Source organism: Arenibacter sp. F20364 (assembly GCF_023015905.1).
Lineage (GTDB): Bacteria > Bacteroidota > Bacteroidia > Flavobacteriales > Flavobacteriaceae > Arenibacter.
This window is the reverse complement of sequence record NZ_JALKBD010000016.1, coordinates 95,820-117,320: the sequence shown is the minus strand read 5'-3', so window position 1 is coordinate 117,320 and position 21,501 is coordinate 95,820. Positions and strand designations below refer to the sequence as shown.

At 40.0% G+C, this 21,501-nt stretch carries 21 protein-coding genes; 7 read left to right on the top strand and 14 right to left on the bottom strand.

The window, feature by feature from the left end:
• Position 1: 1 nt before the first annotated feature.
• From MWU84_RS14460 to MWU84_RS14450, 3 genes are all read right to left on the bottom strand, one after another.
• Positions 2-1,333, bottom strand: coding sequence for a M28 family metallopeptidase (locus MWU84_RS14460; protein ID WP_246902595.1), 1,332 nt, complete (start codon positions 1,331-1,333; stop codon positions 2-4).
• A gap of 56 nt (positions 1,334-1,389) precedes the next feature.
• Entirely contained in the window at positions 1,390-2,586 is a 1,197-nt protein-coding gene (locus tag MWU84_RS14455) for an MFS transporter (RefSeq protein WP_246902593.1), read from the bottom strand.
• 65 nt (positions 2,587-2,651) lie between these two features.
• Positions 2,652-4,859, bottom strand: coding sequence for a bifunctional alpha,alpha-trehalose-phosphate synthase (UDP-forming)/trehalose-phosphatase (locus MWU84_RS14450; RefSeq protein WP_246902590.1), 2,208 nt, complete (start codon positions 4,857-4,859; stop codon positions 2,652-2,654).
• A 103-nt stretch (positions 4,860-4,962) separates the two neighbouring features.
• Here MWU84_RS14450 and MWU84_RS14445 point away from each other — a divergent pair, with 103 nt between their 5' ends.
• Positions 4,963-6,774 (top strand): glycoside hydrolase family 15 protein, encoded by a 1,812-nt coding sequence (locus MWU84_RS14445; protein ID WP_246902588.1) that lies wholly within the window; start codon positions 4,963-4,965, stop codon positions 6,772-6,774.
• A 62-nt stretch (positions 6,775-6,836) separates the two neighbouring features.
• Here MWU84_RS14445 and MWU84_RS14440 read toward each other — a convergent pair whose 3' ends face one another.
• Genes MWU84_RS14440 through MWU84_RS14430 form a run of 3 tightly spaced genes read right to left on the bottom strand, consistent with a single transcriptional unit; the run spans position 6,837 to position 8,820 of the window.
• Complete coding sequence (locus MWU84_RS14440) at positions 6,837-7,601, bottom strand: TIGR02757 family protein (RefSeq protein WP_246902586.1); 765 nt, start codon at positions 7,599-7,601, stop codon at positions 6,837-6,839.
• Positions 7,598-8,161 carry a CPBP family intramembrane glutamic endopeptidase gene (locus tag MWU84_RS14435; protein WP_246902583.1) on the bottom strand — a complete coding sequence of 188 codons (564 nt, stop codon included), beginning with the start codon at positions 8,159-8,161 and terminating at the stop codon, positions 7,598-7,600. The genes MWU84_RS14440 and MWU84_RS14435 overlap by 4 nt, the downstream gene beginning before the upstream one ends.
• Positions 8,158-8,820, bottom strand: coding sequence for an ABC transporter ATP-binding protein (locus tag MWU84_RS14430; RefSeq protein ID WP_246902581.1), 663 nt, complete (start codon positions 8,818-8,820; stop codon positions 8,158-8,160). The genes MWU84_RS14435 and MWU84_RS14430 overlap by 4 nt, the downstream gene beginning before the upstream one ends.
• 207 nt (positions 8,821-9,027) lie before the next feature.
• Between MWU84_RS14430 and folE the strand changes: the two genes are divergently transcribed.
• The 5 genes from folE to MWU84_RS14405 all read left to right on the top strand — a co-directional run bounded on the left by folE (position 9,028) and on the right by MWU84_RS14405 (position 12,894).
• Positions 9,028-9,627, top strand: a complete 600-nt coding sequence (folE, locus tag MWU84_RS14425) for a GTP cyclohydrolase I FolE (protein ID WP_246902579.1) — start codon at positions 9,028-9,030, stop codon at positions 9,625-9,627.
• Between the two features lie 80 nt (positions 9,628-9,707).
• Positions 9,708-10,010, top strand: coding sequence for a hypothetical protein (locus tag MWU84_RS14420; protein WP_246902577.1), 303 nt, complete (start codon positions 9,708-9,710; stop codon positions 10,008-10,010).
• A gap of 271 nt (positions 10,011-10,281) precedes the next feature.
• Complete coding sequence (locus MWU84_RS14415) at positions 10,282-11,502, top strand: sulfite oxidase (RefSeq protein WP_246902575.1); 1,221 nt, start codon at positions 10,282-10,284, stop codon at positions 11,500-11,502.
• Positions 11,503-11,985, top strand: a complete 483-nt coding sequence (locus MWU84_RS14410) for a monoheme cytochrome C (protein ID WP_246902573.1) — start codon at positions 11,503-11,505, stop codon at positions 11,983-11,985.
• Positions 11,986-12,018: 33 nt separating this feature from the next.
• On the top strand, positions 12,019-12,894 hold the full coding sequence (locus MWU84_RS14405; protein WP_246902570.1) for a sterol desaturase family protein: 876 nt from the start codon (positions 12,019-12,021) through the stop codon (positions 12,892-12,894).
• A gap of 69 nt (positions 12,895-12,963) precedes the next feature.
• On the opposite strand, the gene MWU84_RS14400 is transcribed toward MWU84_RS14405, so the two are convergent.
• The 8 genes from MWU84_RS14400 to MWU84_RS14365 form a co-directional block, all read right to left on the bottom strand.
• Positions 12,964-15,246: a TonB-dependent receptor gene (locus MWU84_RS14400; RefSeq protein ID WP_246902568.1), complete on the bottom strand. Its 2,283-nt coding sequence runs from the start codon at positions 15,244-15,246 to the stop codon at positions 12,964-12,966.
• A 233-nt stretch (positions 15,247-15,479) separates the two neighbouring features.
• Complete coding sequence (locus MWU84_RS14395) at positions 15,480-15,815, bottom strand: hypothetical protein (RefSeq protein ID WP_246902567.1); 336 nt, start codon at positions 15,813-15,815, stop codon at positions 15,480-15,482.
• Between the two features lie 47 nt (positions 15,816-15,862).
• Positions 15,863-16,183 (bottom strand): DUF6787 family protein, encoded by a 321-nt coding sequence (locus tag MWU84_RS14390; RefSeq protein WP_246902564.1) that lies wholly within the window; start codon positions 16,181-16,183, stop codon positions 15,863-15,865.
• Between the two features lie 30 nt (positions 16,184-16,213).
• A complete protein-coding gene (locus tag MWU84_RS14385) occupies positions 16,214-16,669 on the bottom strand; it encodes a DUF6146 family protein (RefSeq protein WP_246902562.1) in 456 nt (151 codons plus the stop codon).
• A 165-nt stretch (positions 16,670-16,834) separates the two neighbouring features.
• Positions 16,835-17,467: a DUF937 domain-containing protein gene (locus tag MWU84_RS14380; protein WP_246902560.1), complete on the bottom strand. Its 633-nt coding sequence runs from the start codon at positions 17,465-17,467 to the stop codon at positions 16,835-16,837.
• Positions 17,468-17,549: 82 nt separating this feature from the next.
• Complete coding sequence (locus MWU84_RS14375; RefSeq protein WP_246902558.1) at positions 17,550-18,500, bottom strand: D-2-hydroxyacid dehydrogenase; 951 nt, start codon at positions 18,498-18,500, stop codon at positions 17,550-17,552.
• A 154-nt stretch (positions 18,501-18,654) separates the two neighbouring features.
• Positions 18,655-19,719, bottom strand: a complete 1,065-nt coding sequence (serC, locus tag MWU84_RS14370; RefSeq protein WP_246902556.1) for a 3-phosphoserine/phosphohydroxythreonine transaminase — start codon at positions 19,717-19,719, stop codon at positions 18,655-18,657.
• Positions 19,720-19,934: 215 nt separating this feature from the next.
• Positions 19,935-20,996 carry an acyl-CoA reductase gene (locus MWU84_RS14365; protein ID WP_246902554.1) on the bottom strand — a complete coding sequence of 354 codons (1,062 nt, stop codon included), beginning with the start codon at positions 20,994-20,996 and terminating at the stop codon, positions 19,935-19,937.
• Between the two features lie 86 nt (positions 20,997-21,082).
• Here MWU84_RS14365 and MWU84_RS14360 point away from each other — a divergent pair, with 86 nt between their 5' ends.
• Positions 21,083-21,433 (top strand): 4Fe-4S dicluster domain-containing protein, encoded by a 351-nt coding sequence (locus MWU84_RS14360; RefSeq protein ID WP_246902552.1) that lies wholly within the window; start codon positions 21,083-21,085, stop codon positions 21,431-21,433.
• Positions 21,434-21,501: the final 68 nt, after the last annotated feature.

Here is a 21,501-nt window from a genome sequence, read left to right as displayed (position 1 = left end):
TTTACCTTAAAATTGCATTGGGAAAAACCACTACACTTTCAAAACCGTCCATTCCCACGGCAGATACCCCAAAGAAATAATTATCCAATACTACGCCCTCAAGGGTAAATTCAGAAATATCGCCCACAAATCTACTATGGTCCCAAGTAGGGGAAGTGGTATCCCTCCAATATATTTTATATCCCTTTGCACCAGGGACCTTACTCCATTGCAACTTTGCCGAGGGTTCTACAATACCTCCGATCTTTACTTCTTTAGGGGCAGGAGGAGCCCAGGCTAAGGAAGCCAGATTAATGGCATTCACTGAAGTTAATTTTTTGGCATAGTCAAAATTCACATGTTCCAATACATCTCCATAGGCAATTCCATTTTCTAGGCGAATATCCTGATGCTGTTGGGTGTAATTTTCATGGGCCTCCATTATCCTTATTCCGGCATAGCCAGCATCATTAAAAGGACGGTGGTGGCCACCGCGGCCAAAGCGGTCCAATCTATAGATCATCATTGGGTTCATTTCCGGCATATAGGTTATCACGTTCTTGTGAACGTATCGTGCCAACTGTCTGGAAATACCGTCCACTTCCCCTCCATAATACCTGCGCATATTTCTTTCCCTTTCTGTCTCGGTCGGGGGTACAGGCTCAGAAAATATCCTAAAATCGGTATTGCTAATAATCCCATCTACCCCCTTTATATTCCCTATCATGTCATTATTGAATATTCCAATAATATCCCATCCCATTTCCTGGGCGCTTTTTACCAGGCCTTGGCCTCCAAAAAGACCTTGTTCTTCACCCGAAAGTCCCAGATATATAATACTGTTCTCAAATTTATATTTCGATAAGACCCTAGCAGCCTCTATGGTCCCTGCCATACCACTGGCATTATCATTGGCTCCAGGTGAATCTGAAGTGTAATTATTGGCATCGCTGACACGTGAATCAATATCCCCGCTCATAATTATATAGCGATTTGGATAGGTAGTTCCCTTTTGAATTGCCACTACATTAACTACCCAAACATCCTTGGGTATCCGATTGCTTTCTTCCTTTTTAACCAAATCCTTTTGAAAGGTAACCTCAAGACAATCATTGCAGTTTTCGGAAATTCTGTCGAACTCGCTTTTGATCCATCGCCTTGCAGCGCCTATTCCCCTGATATCGGAAAGGGTATCGCTCAAGGTATGACGTGTGCCAAAATTTGCCAAAACAGTGACATCTTTTTTAATTCTTTCGGCAGAAACCTCGTTTATTATATCATAGATGCGCTGGTCTGTTTGCCCTAATAGGCAGTATGAAAATAGAAATATACTAACAGCAATTACTTTGTGCATTCGTCCTTGGGTTTTGGCTTGGTAATTTACGTTTATCCGTAAAATTAGCGTCTTAATTATTTGTTAAGTCCTCCTCTTCGTATTGCCAATAATCCGATGATAGGACCAATACTTAGAACTGTAAAAATATAGATAGAATCTACAACTTCCAACCAGTAAGTCAGCAATTGTATGCTGATTATACTGACGAAGAAGCCAATGCAGTTAACTAGGGTAAGTGCCGTGCCCCTTAAATCTATGGGTACTGCAGAAGCAACCATTGTGGAGAATTGTGGCGAATCCGCAACTACAAGCATTCCCCAAAGGCAGAAGGCAAATAAGAATAAGTACGCTGGTAGGAAAAAAAACAAAGGAGAGATTAAACATAGGGTTCCGGAGAGCATCAGTGAAACCACAGCCACTTTTTCACTTCCTAGTCTAAGAGATATATGCCCCCCAAGGGCACAAGATATTCCACCCAAAGCAATAATAATGAATGTCCATATGGAAAACGGAAGTTGAATATTATTTGTGGTATTAAAGGTTTTTATGGCGAAGGGAACAAAGGCCCAGAAAGCATATAGTTCCCACATATGGCCAAAGTAACCTATGGCCGCTTCTTTAAAGGCCGTTATTCCAAACAACCTAAGTCCAGCTTGTAATTGAAGGACAGCGCTCGGCTTTCTATAAGGACCGTTAGGTACCCAGAAATATATGGTGGCCCCACCCATAACGGCAAGTAAAGAGGTTATTTTGATCACTATGGTGTAGTCTTTCCCCAATTGCAATCCCTGTAATAAATGTGGAAATGCAGTACCCAATACCAGGGCCCCGACCAGATACCCCAGAGCTTTTCCAAGCCCTTTTTCATAATAATCGGCCGCAATCTTCATACCAACGGGATATATGCCGGCAAGAAAAAAGCCTGTCCCCAACCTAGCCAAAAAAAGCGTTATGTTAGAAATATCATTGGCCAATAGCACTGCATTGCAGAGGGCCGCCAAAAAGGCGCTGAGCATAAAGACTTTAGAAGGTGAAAACCGGTCGGCAATCATTAAAAGAGCAAACACCAAGGTACCTAAAATGAAACCAAGTTGCACCGAAGATAGCACATATCCTATAATTTCGGTTCCCAATCCGGTTTTCAGGATAAGGTCGTCAATAACCGCATTCCCGGCAAACCACAAGGAGGTGCACGCAAACTGCGAAACTATAATGATCAGCAGAATATAAGACCCCGATTTCAATTTAGTATTGGGTTTCACAATGGACATTCCGGAACAGATATAATCACAAATAGTCGTTACAACCTACAATTGATTACGAAGATTTTACTTTTTTAATCTATAAAATGCTCCAATAACCCGCGAACATTTTTAATACTGTCCACATAATAGCTGGCCTGGGTTTTTTGTCGACCCACCTTTACCGTTATAGCGCTTTCCGGTAATTCCTGAAACATAAACTCATCGGTCCAATCATCGCCAATGGCAAATACAAAATCATAATCCTTTTGGGAAAAAACGCGCATTGCCGCCCGACCTTTGTTTACATTACTGCTCTTAATTTCTATGACCTTATTTCCGTTTAAAATACTCAAATCGTCATTGGCTATAAGACTTGTGAGTACCGTATTGAGTTCTGTGGCCCGTTTTTGTCCAAAATCCGGATCGGTTTTTCGGTAGTGCCATGCCAGGGAATAGTTTTTTTGTTCAATAAAACTACCGGGGGTCCTATCCACAAAGGAATCCAATACGGGATGGATTTTTTCCATCCAGTCTTTTTTTACATTCTCCAGCATTCTAAAATCCTCTCCATTTTCGGAAATCCACACCCCATGTTCTACAATCATATTGTACTTCTTAGGTAGAAACCATTTGGTAAAAGTGTCCTTATCTCGACCGCTTATTAAATAGACATCCGTGTTTTCCAGGACAGTCAAGCGGTCCAGCAGATCATATAATTCCTTATCCGGATTCGCCTTTTGCGGATCGCCGTGAAAACCTGCCAAGGTGCCGTCATAGTCTAGGAACATCAATCTTTTCTTTGCCTTTCCATAATCCTTTGTTATCGTCTTGAGAATGTCATTGGACAATCTGCGCGACTTATAGGAATGGTCTATTAGTTTCTGATTTTGCAAAGAGGTCATAAAATCATTGGCCCATTTCTCAACGTTATATCTTTCCAATCTTTTTTGCAAAATTGCATTTCTTGCCTGCTGCTCTTCCACAGGCATATTGATAGCTTCATATAATGTATCTGCAATTTCTTCAAAATTATTAGGATTTATGAGTAGTGCTTCATTCATTTCATTGGCCGAACCGGCCATTTCACTCAGGATAAGAACACCGGTTTTATCCGTTCTTGTTGCAATATATTCTTTGGCAACAAGGTTCATTCCGTCCCGGATGGGCGTCAGCCAGGCAATATCGCTGGAGGTATATAGATCTATTAGATTCTCGAAAGGCATGGAGCGGTAAAAATACCAGATGGGTGTCCAGCTCACGGTGGAGAATTCGCCATTGATCCTTCCCACCAACTCGTCTATTTCTTTTTTTAATAATTGATATTGGGGCACATTGGATCTTGAAGGCACCGCAAGGATAATAAGCCTTACCTTTTCTTTGTACTGGGGGTATTTGTTTAAAAAGTATTCAAACGCATTGAGTCGTTTTGCAATCCCTTTGGAATAATCCAAACGGTCTATAGACAAAAAGAATTTTGCTTCTAGATCCGATTCTTTGTGCATATCCAGTCTGCGCTGTAATTCCGAACGTTGACCGCTTTTGTTTTCATCATGCTTTTTGGCGGCATCGCTAAATTTCTTGTAATCGATCCCCATGGGAAAAGAATCTACTTTGATGACCCTGTCCTCCAAATAGATATCGTTGAAACTAACCTCCAGTCCCAATAACCTGCGCACCGAACTTAAAAAATGACGTTCGTAATCATAGGTATGAAAACCGATCAAATCCGATCCCAACAGGCCCATTAGAACTTCCTTACGCCAAGGCATGGTTCTAAAGATCTCATAGGAAGGGAAAGGAATATGCAAGAAGAAACCAATGGAAATATTCGGGCGTTCTTCCCTTACCATTTGGGGTACCAGCATTAATTGATAGTCATGAACCCATATCGTATCATTGTCCCCTGCTTCTTTTAAAATGGCATCTGCAAATTTTTGATTAACGGCTTTATAAATATTCCAGCTTTCGATCTCGAACTCCGAATATTCCAAGAAATAGTGAAAAAGAGGCCATATGGTACGGTTGCTAAATCCATAATAAAAACCATCCACTTCTTCCGAAGTTAAATTCACTTTGGACGATCCGTGTTTAGCCAGAGCCTTATCAATTTCAGGAGCAAGTCCGTCAGGAATCTCTTCATCCGTTAATCCACTCCAACCGATCCATAAACTATCACCCCCAGAATGAACAGATTTCATACCCGTGGCCAAGCCACCAACACTTGGTATTGCAGTGATGCTTCCATTGTCAATTTGTAATTGTACGGGTAGTCTATTTGAGATTATGATAGTTTTGTCCATAATTTGGTTTTTTTAAGTGTTATTCGCATTAAATTTCCTTAAATTTCGGTAAAATGATGTGTAAAACCTACTAATTAAAGTTATTTAAAGAATAAATTAAAATATGGACAATTTAGATTACGGAATAATAGGAAATTGTAGAAGTGCCGCTTTGATTTCTAAGAATGGCTCATTGGATTGGTGCTGTCTACCAGAATTTGATTCCTCTTCCATATTTGCAAAAATTCTTGACGAGGAAATAGGGGGGAGTTTTGAAATCTTGGTCGACGAAACCTATACTATCCAACAAAAATATATTCCCCTTACCGCCATCTTGGTTACCAGTTTTACCGATGGTATAAATAGTTTTGAAGTTCAAGATTTTATGCCCCGGTATTACAAACAAAGCGGAGGTTATAATGCACCACCGGAAATTATACGATATATAAAGCACGTTTCGGGCAAACCTATATTTAGGGTATTGTACAACCCAAAATTGGAATACGCTATGGGCAAGACCAATACCTACGTTAAAAAAGGTTTTATCGCCAGTTTAACACATGAGGTAAAGTTCGACACCTTTTTTCTTTATACTTCCTTTGATAAGGAAGATGTCCTGGCACAACGGGAAATTGTTTTGGAAAACGATGGCTATTTTCTCTTGGGTTATAATGAAAAGATATTTGAACCGACTTTGGAAAGGGTTTATCTGGAATTGGAGCGCACCAAGGTATATTGGTTAAATTGGTCCAGCAAGACTCCCACTTATAAGAAATATGACACAGAAATAAAAAGAAGTGCCCTTACCCTAAAGATGTTGAGCTATGACAAGTCCGGAGCCGTATTGGCTGCGGCAACCACCTCTCTTCCCGAAACCATTGGTGAGGTTAGAAATTGGGACTATCGCTTTTGTTGGATCAGGGATGCGTCCATGGTCATCAAGGTAGTTGGTCAATTGGGTCATAAAAATATCGCCAAAAGGTATTTACAATTTATCATAGACCTTATACCCGATAAGGATGAAAAGTTACAGATCATGTACGGCATCAACAAAGAAAAAAAGTTGACAGAGGAAACCTTGGACCATTTGCAGGGATACAAGGGCTCCAAGCCCGTCAGAATAGGAAACGCGGCCTATAAGCAACGGCAGAACGATATCTATGGTATCCTCATGGACGTCATTTACACCCAATTGGAACAATTTGATACGGAAATAGAAAACGGAGAGGAGCTTTGGGGAATTACCAAGGGAATCGTTTGGATCGTAAACAAGCATTGGCAAGAGGCAGATAAGGGTATATGGGAATTCCGCACGGAGGATAGGCATTTTACATTTTCAAAAATTCTGTGTTGGACAGCTATTGACAGGGCCATTAAAGTGGCCGAACTTTTTGGTAAGCAAAGGAAATTGGAAAAATGGCGTACTTTGGAAAAACAAATCAGGGAAGATATCCATCAAAACGCCTGGAATGAGGAAAAACAGGCATTTACACAATCCTATGGGTCACCGCATTTGGATGCCTCGGTTTTATTGATGGAATCCTACGGCTTTATTGATCCAAGAGATCCTAAATATGTCAGTACCGTACTGGCCATTGAAAAAGAGCTGAGCAATGACGGATTACTCTATCGCTATAAAAATGAAGATGACTTTGGACTGCCCTCTTCATCTTTTACCATCTGTACCTTTTGGTTTATAAATAGCCTGTTTAAAATTGGTCACGAACAGAAGGCCATGAAACATTTTGACCGATTACTAAGCTACAGTAACCATTTGGGCTTGTTCAGTGAAGATATTGATTTTAAAACCAAAAGGCTGTTGGGGAACTTCCCGCAAGCCTATTCGCACTTGGCGCTTATAGAATGTGCCATGAACTTCTCCAAAAAACACAGTGAAATGGAAATTTTGGAATCGCTAATGGATCACGATAAATAATTAAACGATACACTGCAGTGGCAACTACCATGATTAAATTATAAAGACTCCACTAAAATACTTTAAAATTTTTCAAAAACACCTAATCCGAACAAGGCAAAATCGTACTTAACCGGGTCGGTCGGGTCCAATTTTCTAAGATGGGCATCCAATTCTGCCAAGGCCTTACCGTCGTTCTGTTTTCTTTGGATAAGGCCAAGTTTACGGGCCACATTGCCCGAATGTACATCAAGAGGACAGGACAATTGTGAAGGGGAAATTTTATCCCATATTCCAAAATCTACTCCACTGCTATTATTTCTCACCATCCACCGCAAGAACATGTTGATTCGTTTGGCAGCCGAGCCTTTTTGGGGGTCGGATACATGTTTTGTAGTTCTAGATTGGTGTTCAAGTTCGAAAAATGTGGCCTTGAAATGGGAAATGGACATTTGTAGGGATGTTATATCCCCTTTTATGGCAAAGGTGTTCTCCAATCCCCCATGTTGGTTGTAGATATTTTTTAAACTGCGAACAAAATACCTAAAATCATCTCCATTAAAAGTCCTGTGTACAAACCCTTGAAGTTTTTCAAGGTCCTTCTCCTGATGGTTCATTATAAAGTCGAAAGGGGAGTTCTCCAACAGGTCCATCATCCTCTCTGCATTGTTAATGATACTTTTTCTATTGCCCCAGGCAATGGTAGCGGTTAGAAACCCGCTGATTTCGATATCCTCTTTTTTTGTAAATCCATGTGGAATCCGGAGAGGGTCTGTCGACAAAAAATCGGGGCGATTATATTGTTCTACCTTGGCATCCAAAAATTCTTTGAGTTCTTGCTGCGTCATTCCAGTGGGATGTTTAGAAATTTGTAAAGAAGTATGGGCAATAACAGTATGCCATTATACATAGCATGCAAGCAAATAGACCACCTTAGTCCCAATTTAACGCGAACGTAACTCAAGAACATACCTAAAATAAGCTGTGGCGCCACTAATAAGGGTGCAATATAATATACTTCCCTGGACATTTCAAAATTGGTCATATGAACGCCCGCAAACAATATTACAGAGCCATAAAGTATAAATTGGAAATATTTTTTGTTCTTGAACCAAACCAGAGGACCCCTAAACAATATCTCCTCAACCAAGGGCGCAAAGACAGCTGCGATAAAGAAGAGGGGGATAATGGAATAGTTATCTAGAAATCTATCTATTGCGTGTTGACCAAGGTCAATGTCCATTAGATCTATCCACCATTGATTTATCATACCAACAGTTACCCCAATCAATATCCCCCATTTCAACAGGGCAATAACAATTTTTAGTTTTAATGGATTTCGGACATGATCCAAGCTTTTATAAACAGGAGCTTTTGCAAATTTCCAGACCCTTGCCAGTATTTTCATCGTGTTATGGAACCGTCCACCATGGTTAGCTTTCTATCGGCCATATTGGCGAGTTCCTCATTATGGGTAACAATGACAAAAGTTTGTCCAAAGGCGTCCCGAAGATCGAAAAACAGCTTATGAAGATTATCGGCACTTTCAGAATCCAAATTACCACTAGGTTCGTCCGCAAAGACAACGGAGGGGTTATTCACCAAGGCCCTGGCCACCGCTACACGCTGTTGCTCGCCGCCCGAAAGTTCATTGGGCTTATGCTGCAACCTATGTGAAAGTCCTAAAAATTCTAGAAGTTCTGCAGCCCGCGATTCTGCCTTTTCCTTATTTGTTCCTTTAATAAATGCAGGGATACAAACATTTTCCATAGCAGTAAACTCTGGCAACAATTGATGAAATTGAAAAATAAATCCAATATGGCTATTTCGGAATTTGGCCATAGCCTTGTCCGAAAGTTTAGTTACGTCCTGGTCGTTAATCAACAAGGTACTATCTTTCCTATTGCTTTGGGTATCCAAAGTACCCAGTATTTGCAAGAGCGTGGTTTTTCCAGCTCCAGAGGGGCCTACAATAGACACCACCTCTCCTTGTTTAATGTGCAGATCAACTCCTTTGAGCACCTGTAGATCACCGTAAAATTTATTGATATTTGTCGCCTTGATCATCGTTTTTAATTATGGGTTGAAAGTAAACATTACCTAGAAGAATACAAAATAGTTATTCTTTTCAAAGTCTGTTCTTTGCCATTTTAAGGGAGGGTATTGTAACCGTAACGATATACTACAAATTCTGATAAAATATTCTTTTTATTATAATACGTTAATGATTATATTGTGATAGCGACAAAAAAATAAATTTAGGACAAGGCATTTATGACACAATACAAAAATTTGGAAGAATACAACCTGGAAATTACCGATGAGGTCAAATCCAGATACTCATCTATTATTAATGAAATAGGAGAGGACTTAAATAGGGATGGCCTCCTTAAGACTCCTGAGAGAGCGGCCAAGGCCATGCTTTTTCTCACACAGGGTTACAAGCAGGATGCTGTGGAAATTCTGAAAGGAGCCATGTTTAAAGAGTCTTACGATGAAATGGTAATCATTAAGGATATTGAGGTGTATTCTTTGTGTGAGCACCATATGTTGCCCTTCTTCGGAAAAGCCCACATAGCCTATATTCCCAATGGGCATATCGTTGGCCTGAGCAAAATACCCAGGGTAGTGGATGTTTTTGCAAGACGATTACAGGTGCAGGAGAGGCTCACCAATGATATCCTGGAGTGTATCAACAACACTTTAAAACCACAAGGTGTAGCTGTGGTCATAGAGGCCTCACATATGTGCATGATGATGAGAGGGGTTCAAAAACAAAATTCGGTAACTACTACTTCCGGTTTTAGAGGTCAGTTTGAAAAAATTGAAACCCGGAACGAATTTTTGAAATTGATAAGTTCAAATTTGTCTTAGCATAGTTGCCTCACTCACAAGGGTGCAAAATATTGGTATCCTATTTGATTTAATACAGTTGTAAATTATTATATGTACATATGTCCACATTAAAAGATCGTAAATTGAGAAACCTATTTTTGGGATTACTTTTTGATGGGATAGGAATGCTCTCTTTCGTTATTCCCGGAATCGGTGAATTTTCAGATGTGATCTGGGCGCCCGTGGCCGGCTGGCTAATGACCAGATTGTACAAGGGTAGGGTAGGACGGGCTGCCGGGGTGATTACCTTTGTTGAAGAAATGTTGCCAGGCTTGGACATTATTCCAACCTTTACCATAATGTGGTTTTATACTTATTTTTTTAAAGCCTCCACAAAAGAAAAATTTATATCTACCAAGTAAACTACCTCGGGGCAAGCCTGTCTACCGACAAAGGCAGGCCCGAAAGGCATTGATAGCGACCTTATTTTAAATTTCGAAGCCCGCCTGTACCGATACGGGCAGGCCCGCCTGAATGGATTCGGGCAAGCAGGTTTTAATCTCGATTACCGAGTAAATTGATTATCAGGTTTTAAAGTACAGTATAGGCCGACATAGATTTATTAAGTGACCAATGTTACTCAACTTTTCGGATATCTTTCTTAGATTTATCTAGTATTATAAATTTAAGTAAATGAAAAGAAGAAATTTTGTCAAAAAAACCACCTTAGGTTCTTTGGCAGGAATACTGGGTATGGAAATTGTCTTTGGTTCCAATATTCCAGAAAATTATACTTTATTGGGGCTTCAGAACCCAGATCCCTTTCAATTGTTCAATAAGCACAAGGAAATGGTTGTCCTTAACAGTAAACCATGGAATATGGAAGCTGTGGCCCATTTATTGGATGATAGGGTAACACCCAATAAATATATGTTTATCCGTAACAACGGATTGGTACCTGAAAATATTGATGCCAAAGAATGGTCCATTACATTTGACGGGGAATCGGTAAAGGAAAAGAAAACTTTTACATTGGAAGAACTCAAATCCAAATTCACCCACCATACCTATCAACTTACCGTGGAATGTGGAGGTAATGGCAGGAGCGAATTCGATCCTCCGGCCAAGGGAAACCAATGGACAATTGGCGCTGTAGGTTGTGCCTCTTGGACGGGTGTCCGCCTAAAAGATGTCTTAAAAGAAGTTGGGATAAAGGATGATGCCGTGTATATTGGTTATCATGCCGCTGACCTACACCTAAGCAGAGATCCCAGTAAGGAACCTATCTCTAGGGGAGTCCCCATATCAAAGGCCATGCAGGACGAAACCCTATTGGCCTTTAAAATGAACGGGGAGGATATTCCGCTAGTGCACGGATATCCTTTGCGTTTGGTATGTGGTGGATGGCCCGCATCTACTTCCGGTAAATGGATCAATAGGATCAGTATACGAAATATAGTCCATGACGGAGAAAAAATGACAGGGACATCGTATAAAGTTCCCTGCAATCCCGTAGCCCCGGGGGAATCGGTTAAGGATGAAGACATGTGCATTATAGAGTCCATGCCGGTAAAATCCCTAATAACCTACCCCAAATCCGGAGCCATGATCTCCATGGGGGAAAAACTTAATATTAGGGGGCATGCCTGGGCCGGAGAATTGGAAATTTCCAAAGTTTCCTATTCTATCGACTTTGGAGCTACCTGGTCGGAATGCCTATTGGAAAAACCTGCAAACCGCCTAGCTTGGCAGCATTTTAAGGCAAGTATAGGTTTTCCAAAATCGGGATATTACGAAGTTTGGGCCCGAGCCACAGATGCCAATGGTGTGAGCCAGCCCATGTTGCTACCCGGATGGAACCCCAAAGGATACTTGAACAATGCATGCCATAGAATTGCCGTAAAAGTTAGTTAAATGAACAAACAGGATAATTTTAGAAAACAGGTCAAGTCCTTTTATGGTGTTTTAGTGATTTCGTTCGCCCTGGTTTTGATAATTGGGGTATTGGGAATTACCTATATGATGGATCCGTCCGTATTTTCTTCCAATGGGGATACTCCTAATTCTGAGGTCATCAATATAACCGACGAAGGTGATGACTGGGACATGATAGAAAACGGCATCCACCTAAGAACTGGATTTAAGGATGGTGAGGGACTAATGACAGTGGTCAACAACTGTACCAATTGTCATTCTGCCCAATTGGTCATACAGAACAGAATGAACGAGGAGCGATGGATAGAAACTATCCGCTGGATGCAAAAAACACAGAACCTTTGGGATCTTGGAGAAAACGAAAAGGTGATTGTGAACTATTTGGTCACCAATTATCCACCCAAAAGTAAGGGAAGGAGGGAAGCACTTACCAATATAGAGTGGTACCCTTTGGAAGAGTAATAGATTATGGGCAAACTATAAAGGAAAAAGATAGTGGAGAAATATTTTGAAGGTTTCATCAATGCCATTGTAGGGACTGCGAACTGGACATGGAAATCCATAATATTCGAGGTTCCTTGGTATACCAATTATTTTTGGGGGCTGATAATTATATCCCTAGTGGTGTGGATGCTGGAAATTTTGTTTCCTTGGCGCAAGGATCAATCCATTTTTAGAAGGGATTTTTGGTTGGATGGCTTTTATATGTTCTTCAATTTTTTTCTTTTCGCCATTGCCATAAGTGGCTTCTACAAGTTATTGGGCCTTCTGTTCAACGATTTGGGAATAAGGCAAAGTAGCCTTGCCCTTTTTGATTTGTCCCAATTTCCCAGCTGGCTCCAATTATTGATCTTTTTTCTTATTTTGGATTTTGTACAGTGGTTTACCCATATTTTGCTCCATAAATATTCGTTTTTATGGAAATTCCATCAAATCCACCACAGTGTTAAGGAGATGGGCTTTGCAGCCCACCTTAGGTATCATTGGATGGAAAACGTATTCTATAAGCCCTTAAAGACCTTTGGAGTAATGATATTGGGCGGTTTTGAACCCGAACAGGCCTATATTGTCCATTTCTTTGCCATAGCCATAGGGCATTTCAATCACTCCAATATTAAAATAACCTGGGGTCCTTTAAAATACTTTTTAAACAATCCGGTAATGCATTTATATCATCATGCCCATGATCTCCCTGAAGGAAAATACGGGGTCAATTTTGGAATAAGCCTCAGTCTATGGGATTATATTTTTAAAACCGATTATATCCCCGAGGATAGTGGTAAGATTGAACTGGGCTTTGAAGGGGATGAAAAAATACCAAATTCTTTTTGGAAACAAATAACCTACGGCCTAAGAAAATCTAAACCGTAGGTATTTATTTTGATTGGCATAATTGTTATGCTCAATTTGGAATATGGCCTCCACTTTGGCTCATTTATATTACAATAGAATGTTTAGCCCTAATACAACCGATCTTCCCATATTTAAAATATTATCACTTTTTAGGCGGGAAAGATGGGCAATATATGCTTTATCTAAAAGGTTATTGGCGCTAAGGGTAATATTCATGGATTTTTTAAGAAATTTAATATCCCCGCCTAAGCCGGCATTTAAAAGGGAGTACCCAGGGGTAACTGTTTCAAAAGTGCTTACTTTTCCCTGCTTAAAGGTGGTATTCAAGGAAACAAAGGCATTGGACCTAAGCCACCATCCCTGAGCATTGTTAAACTCTACCCTCAAGGTATTAATCAATTTATTGGCAGGTATCAAAGGTAAGGGGTCACCGGACTGCAATTCACCGAACACCGTCTGGTAACTACTTTCTATATGTAACCAATCGTACGGATGCGGGTGCAAATGAAATCCAATTTCCCCTCCGTAAAGTGTGGCATCCTGTTGCAGATAGTTGAAAACAGGGGTATCTTCCATAAAGGTTCCTGTAGGTGCTATGTAGATATAATCCTTTATACTGTTGTGAAAACCATTTATAAAAAATTCATAATGTTCATTTTGAAATTCCAATGACAGATCTAGTTGCAGGTTTTGTTCGTTCTTGAGGTTTGCATTCCCTATTTCAAACCTATTGGTACCTTCATGCGTACCATAGGAGGTGAGTTCTGCCAAATTTGGAGCCCGGAACCCTGTAGCAACATTGATCCTCCCGGTAAATTGCTCTGAAAAATTGTTCTTATATCCTAAGGCACCATTAAAGCTATTAAAATTTCGTTTTAAAGGGGCAATATATCCGTCTTCCCCACTAATACCATACGCCTCTCCTTCTATTTGCCTATGGTCATAACGCATTCCCAATTGAAAATCGTTGTTTTGGTCAAGGTGAAAATGTGTGGTCCCCAAAAACCCTATATCTTGGGTAGTGGCATCCGGGATTAGTATCTCTTCCCCATAATTCTTATTGGTTTGATATATACCCTGTACACCTAAAACGGTTTCAAACCTATTCCACTCAGGGAGGTGGTAGAGGACATTGTAATTAAACGTGTTGAGCTTCATGTCCAAGGCAGCCTCTTCATCTCCTTCCTCTTCATGGTCTTCTTCCTCTTCCCCATGGTCTTCCTCCTCTTCCTCATGGTGATGGTGGTCTTCAAATTCCTTACGGTTATTTCCTATGTAGCCCAAGGTGATGTCCAAATTGGAGTTGTTAAAAAATATTTTGGTATTGGAACTCAAAATATGGTTGTCCAATTTTTGATAAGGTAAATCGGGAGTCCTGGAAGTAGTCTGTAATCCTACCTCTTCCGGAATCCCTATATTGGATTGGTTGTAATTATACCTAAATTCACTTTTTAAGGAGGTTGACTGATAACCCAAACCCGCTTTTAAATCTTTTTCGTTGAATCTGGAATTGGTGACCCTATCGCCATCGCCACCTAAATAATCCACATGGTTATTGGTTGCCAGTCGTAGAAGATATTTAAATCTTTCGCCTGAAGTTCTTATGCCGGCTCCACTACTTAGACCTTGGGTATTGCTATTGTAATTAAGGTTTATATCGCCCTCCGTGCTGTTAGGGACGGCAAATTTTTCAGGGTTTAAATAAAGTACTCCGCCCATGGCGTCTGATCCATATAATAGGGAAGCTGGACCCTTAATTACCTCAACACTTTCTATTCCCGCTTCGTTTACACCTAGACCATGTTCTGCGCCAAATTGCTGGTTTTCCAACCGAATACCTTGAGTGTACACCAAAACACGGTTAGAGGTAAGCCCCCTGATTACCGGTTTCCCGATTCCCACTCCGGTAGAAACTACATCCACGCCGGGAATGGCACCAATACCTTCCACAAGAGTAGGGGCTCCCTGGGTCTTAAGGGAGGAAAGCTTGGCAAACTCAACCTTCATAACGTTTTCGCGTTGTAATTTGTGGAATGGGGTAGATACAATAACTTCTTCCATTTCAATGGCACTTGGGGATAAAGAAACATCCAAGGTATTGGCACCATTTTCTATAGTGATATTTCCGGAAAATGTTTGAAAACCTATGTAAGAAGCCACTATTTTATAGGTCCCCGTGGGCAAAGCTTCAATTTTGTATTTCCCATCACTATCAGTAATACCACCCTTTTCCATTTGCGGAAAATATATGGTCACCTGTTCCAAGCCTTGCTGGTTCTCTTTGTTAATTATTTTCCCTATCAGGGTGTTTTGTGAATTTGCAGATATATATGTCAAAATGCAGAGCATTGACAGAATTACATTTTTCATTTATTTTTTTTTAGGTAAAGAATAGAACTACCTAGTGGCAATTCACCTCCAAATTATTATTTATAATAGCTTGGTACTTATATGGACAGCTTTATACCTCAAAGGCTCTAAGAATATTAAAGAATACGGCCTGTCAAAATATCAATATGTATTGGGCCGCCTCTATATTACTATAGCGTTTCTTGGTCACACTGCAAGCATGTCCTAGAATTATATAAGTCCCGTAAAAAGTATTATATAGTGGATGGAGGTCCCCTTCTGGAGAAATGAAGTTTCTGATATTTATTTAAAAAATTATAAAAATTTATAATTTTTTCTGATTTTGCTATTCCTGTAAATGTGGTAAACTCCTGTTGAAAATGCGTGTAATAATGTGTGAGGTTGAATTTATGGTAATCACAATCCAATTCTACCTCATGTATATGTAGCTTACCTTTTTCTTTACAGACAAAGGTATGGTGCTCAAAAATGGCATGTTTTAGTTTTAAAACGGAAGGCAGGATTATTAAACCGACCAAGAGGGCGGCAATAAAAGAAAAGGTTATATTTCTCAAATAATTCTTCACCATTCAAATCTAGAAGTATCCCATCAAAATGATTGTTAAGAAATGTATAATTATTTTAGGATGAACCCTAAGCCCATGCGGCTCAACATTTTTTTCTCAAATTCCCAAAAGAATTTGAACTGACCGAACAACCACCCGTAAATAACTAAAAGGAATTGATAAATGGGAAAAATCAGCAATATTCTAAACGTCAAATAAATAAAACCTCCCCATAGAAAATCAGGGGAAAAATTCTCCCTATATAGCCCGATCCAATTTAGAAACGGCTTTGCAGCATAAACCGAAGATGAACCAGTAATGGAGAATACAATAAAAATTATCGCGAGCTGCAAATTGGAGCTTACTCCCCAACGTTGTTTTAATTTCTTCATACCTTAAAAAATCGTTACAAAGATAACTTTTTATACGCGTGGAACAAATGGTCCCAATCTTTGGTTGTACTTCCGTTGGAAATAAATAAAATAGTTGTACAATTTATAATTTACCTCATACCCATAATCTATGTTCGGGTCATAATCGATTCGGAGCTCATAAAGATTGGAATTATATCTAAAGGGTTGCACAACCCTTTGGTTCCATTCTATTACCATAATTCTATTCCTATTTTCCAGAAAGGATTGGGAATAGTAACCTTCTGGCCTGGCAATACTCTGAAGCCAAAAATCGAAACCAGGTTCGATAATTATAATTTCATATTCAGTTTTATCATCCCTAATGGTTATGGTGTCTCCCACCGTTTGGGAAAAGGCCGCCTTCTCTTCGTCCGTAACCGAGATAGCTTGCTTAGAGCTACCACAATTAGCCAAGGATAAAACAAATAGGGCAGCAAGGCCTATGGTAAAAATAATTTTTTTCATTGCTTGTATATTTTCAAAGGTCAATGATAAGAACTGAATAGTCAATGTTCCTGGGCACTAATAGCAAATACGCGGTACACATCCAATTCCTAAATTTCCTTCCTATAAGATACGAAAAAAGCCATTTGGGTTACAAATGGCCTTCCTTAAATTATGTTAAAACTGTTATTTGCCAAACAAGCCGCCTAGCAAACCACCCAATCCACTTTTCTTTTTGCCGGTTCCCATGACCATCCCGGCAACATCATCCAGTACACTACCATCACCATCTGCATCCAATAGGGTTGTAATTAAACTCTGGTTCTGTTCCGGTTGCCCCCCAAGCATACTGCCCAATAAGCTATTTAGACCATTGGCATCACTTACATTACTTTGTGCCTTTTGCCTACCCAAGTAAGCCATTACCAATGGGGCAGCAATTTTTAGGATTTGAGCTACTGTCCCGGCATCTACTCCTGATTTCTCACTTAAGGCATTTTCAACATTGGATTGCTTCCCACCAAAGACATGGCCTAAAATACCGGCTCCATCCTTAATAACCGACTGATCCACTCCTCCGCCAAACAAACCTCCCAAGTCGTCCAATAAGCCGCCATCGTGTTTGGAGGATAGGGCATTCATTAGGCCTTCGGCGCCTTGAGCTGAAGAAACGTTCTTTTTCATGGCACCTAACAAAAGTGGCATGGCCATACTGAGTACATCTGCAGTTTTGTTTTCCGGTTGTCCAGTTTGACCGGAAACCCCACTAATTAATTGTTTACCCATGGGGCTACTCAAAAGATCCAATAATCCTGACATTTTTATAGTTATTATGATTAGTACGTAATTTTGTCATAAGATACGAAAAAGAGTTCTATAGGATAGATTTTTCCACTAACAGTTATTTATAAAGACTAATAATTTGCGACGCCAGTTCCAACCCAATCCTATCCTGAGCCTCCTCCGTGGCCGCCCCAATGTGTGGACTTAAAGAGATATCAGGATGCATCAAAATGCGCAATTCAGGAATAGGTTCGCTTTCGTAAACATCCAATCCGGCAAAAGCTACCTTTCCGCTTTCCAAAGCATCCACTAGGGCAACCTCATCCAAGATACCACCACGGGCAGCGTTTACTATGCCAACACCGTCCTTCATTAAACTAAATTCTTTTTTGCCTATAATATAGGATTTTTGTGCAGGGACGTGGAGACTAATAAAATCAGCCGTTTTTAACAAATTTTCCAATGGAGTGCTTGTTAGCTCAAAAGAAATTGATCTGTTGTCGAAAAAAGGAACGGTCACCGTAGCCTCATCCAAAAAAGGATCCGTAAATACAACTTTCATCCCAATTCCTAAAGCTATTCTTGCAGTTGCCACACCAATTCTTCCCAATCCAATAATCCCTAAGGTTTTACCTCTAAGTTCTATACCCTTGGCATAGGCGTTCTTGAGTTTCTTAAAATTACTATCGCCTTCCAACGGCATATTCCTATTGGCGTCATGTAAAAACCTCACACCACTGAACAAATGCGCAAAGACCAGCTCGGCTACCGAGGAAGAAGACGCTTCCGGAGTATTAATTACGTGGATGCCCTTGGATTTGGCATATTCCACGTCTATATTGTCCATTCCTACCCCCCCTCGGCCAATTATTTTCAGGGCAGGGCAGCCATCTATTACATCCTTAAAAACTTTGGTGGAACTTCTGACCAGTAGCACTGAAACCTTATTTTGGTTTATGTAAGATACAAGCTGTTCTTGTGCCACATTCACCGCCAAAACTTCAAAACCGGCATTTTCCAAGGTCTGTTTGCCACTTTTTGATATTCCGTCGTTTGCTAAAATTTTCATGCTAAGTTTTGATTATTATATTTTTAAAATCTACTATTGGTACCAAGTCGATCCTTTTGGGTACCTCAAGGAAATAGTTAGATGAAAAGCCCTATTGTTTGCACAGGAACTTTGCCTTGCTATTACAGCGGGCCCAGGCCCTAGAACTAAACTTCTAAGCCTTTCGTTCCAATTCGCTCATTACATCTACCAAGGTACCTACGCTCTCCAAAGGAAGGGCATTGTACATTGAAGCCCTATACCCGCCAACAGAACGATGTCCGTTTAATCCATTTATTCCTGCTTCCCTGCACATTCCATCAAATACATCTTTCAGCTTTTCCTCCGCCAAAGTGAAGGTTGCGTTCATATTGGAACGGTCTTCTTTATGTGCATAGCCGTTGAACAGAGGATTAAGATCTATCTCGGAATACAATAACCTGGCTTTCTTTTCATTTATTTCTTCAATAGCAGCTATTCCACCCAACTTTTGAAGCCACTCCAGGGTTAGCATGGAAACATAAACAGGAAAAACTGCAGGGGTATTGAACATACTTTCCTTCTCTATATGGACTTTGTAATTCAACATAGATGGAATTTTTCTACTCACCTTGCCCAGAATTTCCTCTTTCACCACTACTAAAGTGGTTCCAGCAGGCCCCATGTTTTTTTGGGCTCCGGCGTAAATAAGGTCAAATTGGGAAAAATCCAATTGTCTGGAAAATATATCGGAACTCATATCACAGACCAAAGAAGCTTCCGTTTTTGGGAATTTCTTTATTTGGGTTCCAAAAATAGTGTTATTGGAGGTAAGGTGCAGGTAATCCAAGTCGTTGGGAATGGTATAACCTTTGGGAATGTAACTAAAATTCTCGTCTTTGGACGACCCCACTTCTATGACCTCTCCAAAAAGCTTAGCTTCCTTTATAGCCTTATCCGCCCAGGTACCCGTATTGAGATAACCTGCTTTTTTTTCCAATAAGTTGTAGGCTACCATTAAAAACTCCATACTGGCACCTCCTTGCAAAAATAAGGCCTGATAGCCCTTTCCTTCCAAATCCAAGAGTTCCAAGGCCAGGGATCTGGCTTTATCCATAACAGCAACGAAATCCTTACTTCTATGCGAAATTTCAATTAGGGAAAGTCCCAGTCCATTAAAATCCAATACGGCTTCGGAAGCTTTTATGATTACTTCCTGTGGTAGAATGCAAGGGCCGGCACTAAAATTATGTTTTTTCATTTACTTCTTTTTAGGGTTATTCAAAGAATATATTCTATCTCTGAGAGGTTAAAAATAATTTTGGATTGACTGACAACAATCACTTTAATTATCTAATTCTTATTTGTCCGTGCTAAGGTTGTTCTTGAGTTATTTCTGAATTTGATTACTTTTTTAAAAGGTTAAAGGTCATAAATATTTTAGGAAGTAGGGTAGTGCGCTCCTGAATTATTACATTATGTTTTCAACAAAAAATCAACAGTATCAATATTATCCGCATAATCGGCCAAGGAAGGTTTTTGGGTATGGCCAAAGGGCACCTCATCAACCATAAATCCATTCGCCACTATACATTGAATCTTTTCCTTTTCATTGGATAGTCTAATTTTCAATTCCTCCAATGAATCATAAAATTCATAAAATACGGTGGCGATGGGCGAGGCATAACTTTCATCCTCCTTTAACATAAGGAAACCATTTTCCAGTATCTTAAATAGGCTCATAAGGTATACCGCCTTGTTATAATCATAGTTATTGGCGTATTTATGTTGTTCAATAATGGTATTAAAAGGGTAGAGGGCCTTAAAAAGCGCATCAAAGTTGTAATTTCTTGGTACGAACAATTTGGAAACACTTCTACAGCCCAATCCGTAATACCTAAAAATATCCTCGCCCAAAGCGGCCAACTCATCATTGGTCTCCTTGCCGTTAAGAATGGCTACCGAATTCCGATTTCTTCTGATAATATTGGGCTTGCTTCCGAAATAATGCTCAAAATACCGAGAAGTATTGTCGCTTCCGGTAGCAATTACCACATCAAAATCTTCCAATTTACCTTCCACAAAAGAAATTTGATCTTTTAACAAAGGCTCCATCCCAATTAAATATTGAGCAATAAAAGGCAGTAAAATTTTATCATTTGAGGAAAGTTTTACCATGACCCGGTTTCCTGTTATCAGGGCACTTAAGAAGTCATGAAAACCCACCAAAGGAATGTTCCCGGCCATGATCAAGGCTACCGTCTTAGGCTTGTTTTTCGTCAAATCATAGTCAGAAAGCCAACTTTCGAGTTCTGATAGCGTAAGTAACTCTGCCCAACTCTCCAGACTGTATAAAATATTTTCGGGGGTAAACCAGCCATTGTGATGTCCGGCCAAGACTAGTATTTCATCGAGTTTTACAAACCATGCATGCTGATTATCTTCTATTTGAGTTTTGTTTTTTGCATATTTGCAATATCCTTTAAAAAAACTACCAAGTTTAACAAAAGCATTAAGTCTATGTCTAAGGTCAGTCATTATATTTGTAAAAGATTTTATTAGGCTTTACCTTTGTACAAAAGTATTGATACTGAATTTAAATCAGCATAAAAGAAATATAAAATATGGCAATTATAATAACAGATGAGTGCATAAACTGCGGAGCTTGTGAACCGGAATGCCCAAATACTGCAATTTATGAAGGTGCGGACGATTGGCGCTATAGCGACGGAACCCTTTTAAAAGGGGATGTTGTGCTGCCCGATGGCAAAGCCGTTAATGCGGACGAATCGCAAGAGCCCATAAGTGACGAGATATATTTTATTGTCCCCGATAAGTGTACGGAATGTAAAGGATTCCACGATGAGCCACAGTGTGCCGCTGTATGTCCGGTAGATTGCTGCGTGCCCGATGAAGACCATGTTGAGTCCGAAGATGTTCTTTTGGGCAAACAACGTTTTATGCATCCTGAATAGGATATTTATTACCACATACGAAAATTCCTTGATGCTATTGAAGAAGTGGAATACGAATTTTAATTACC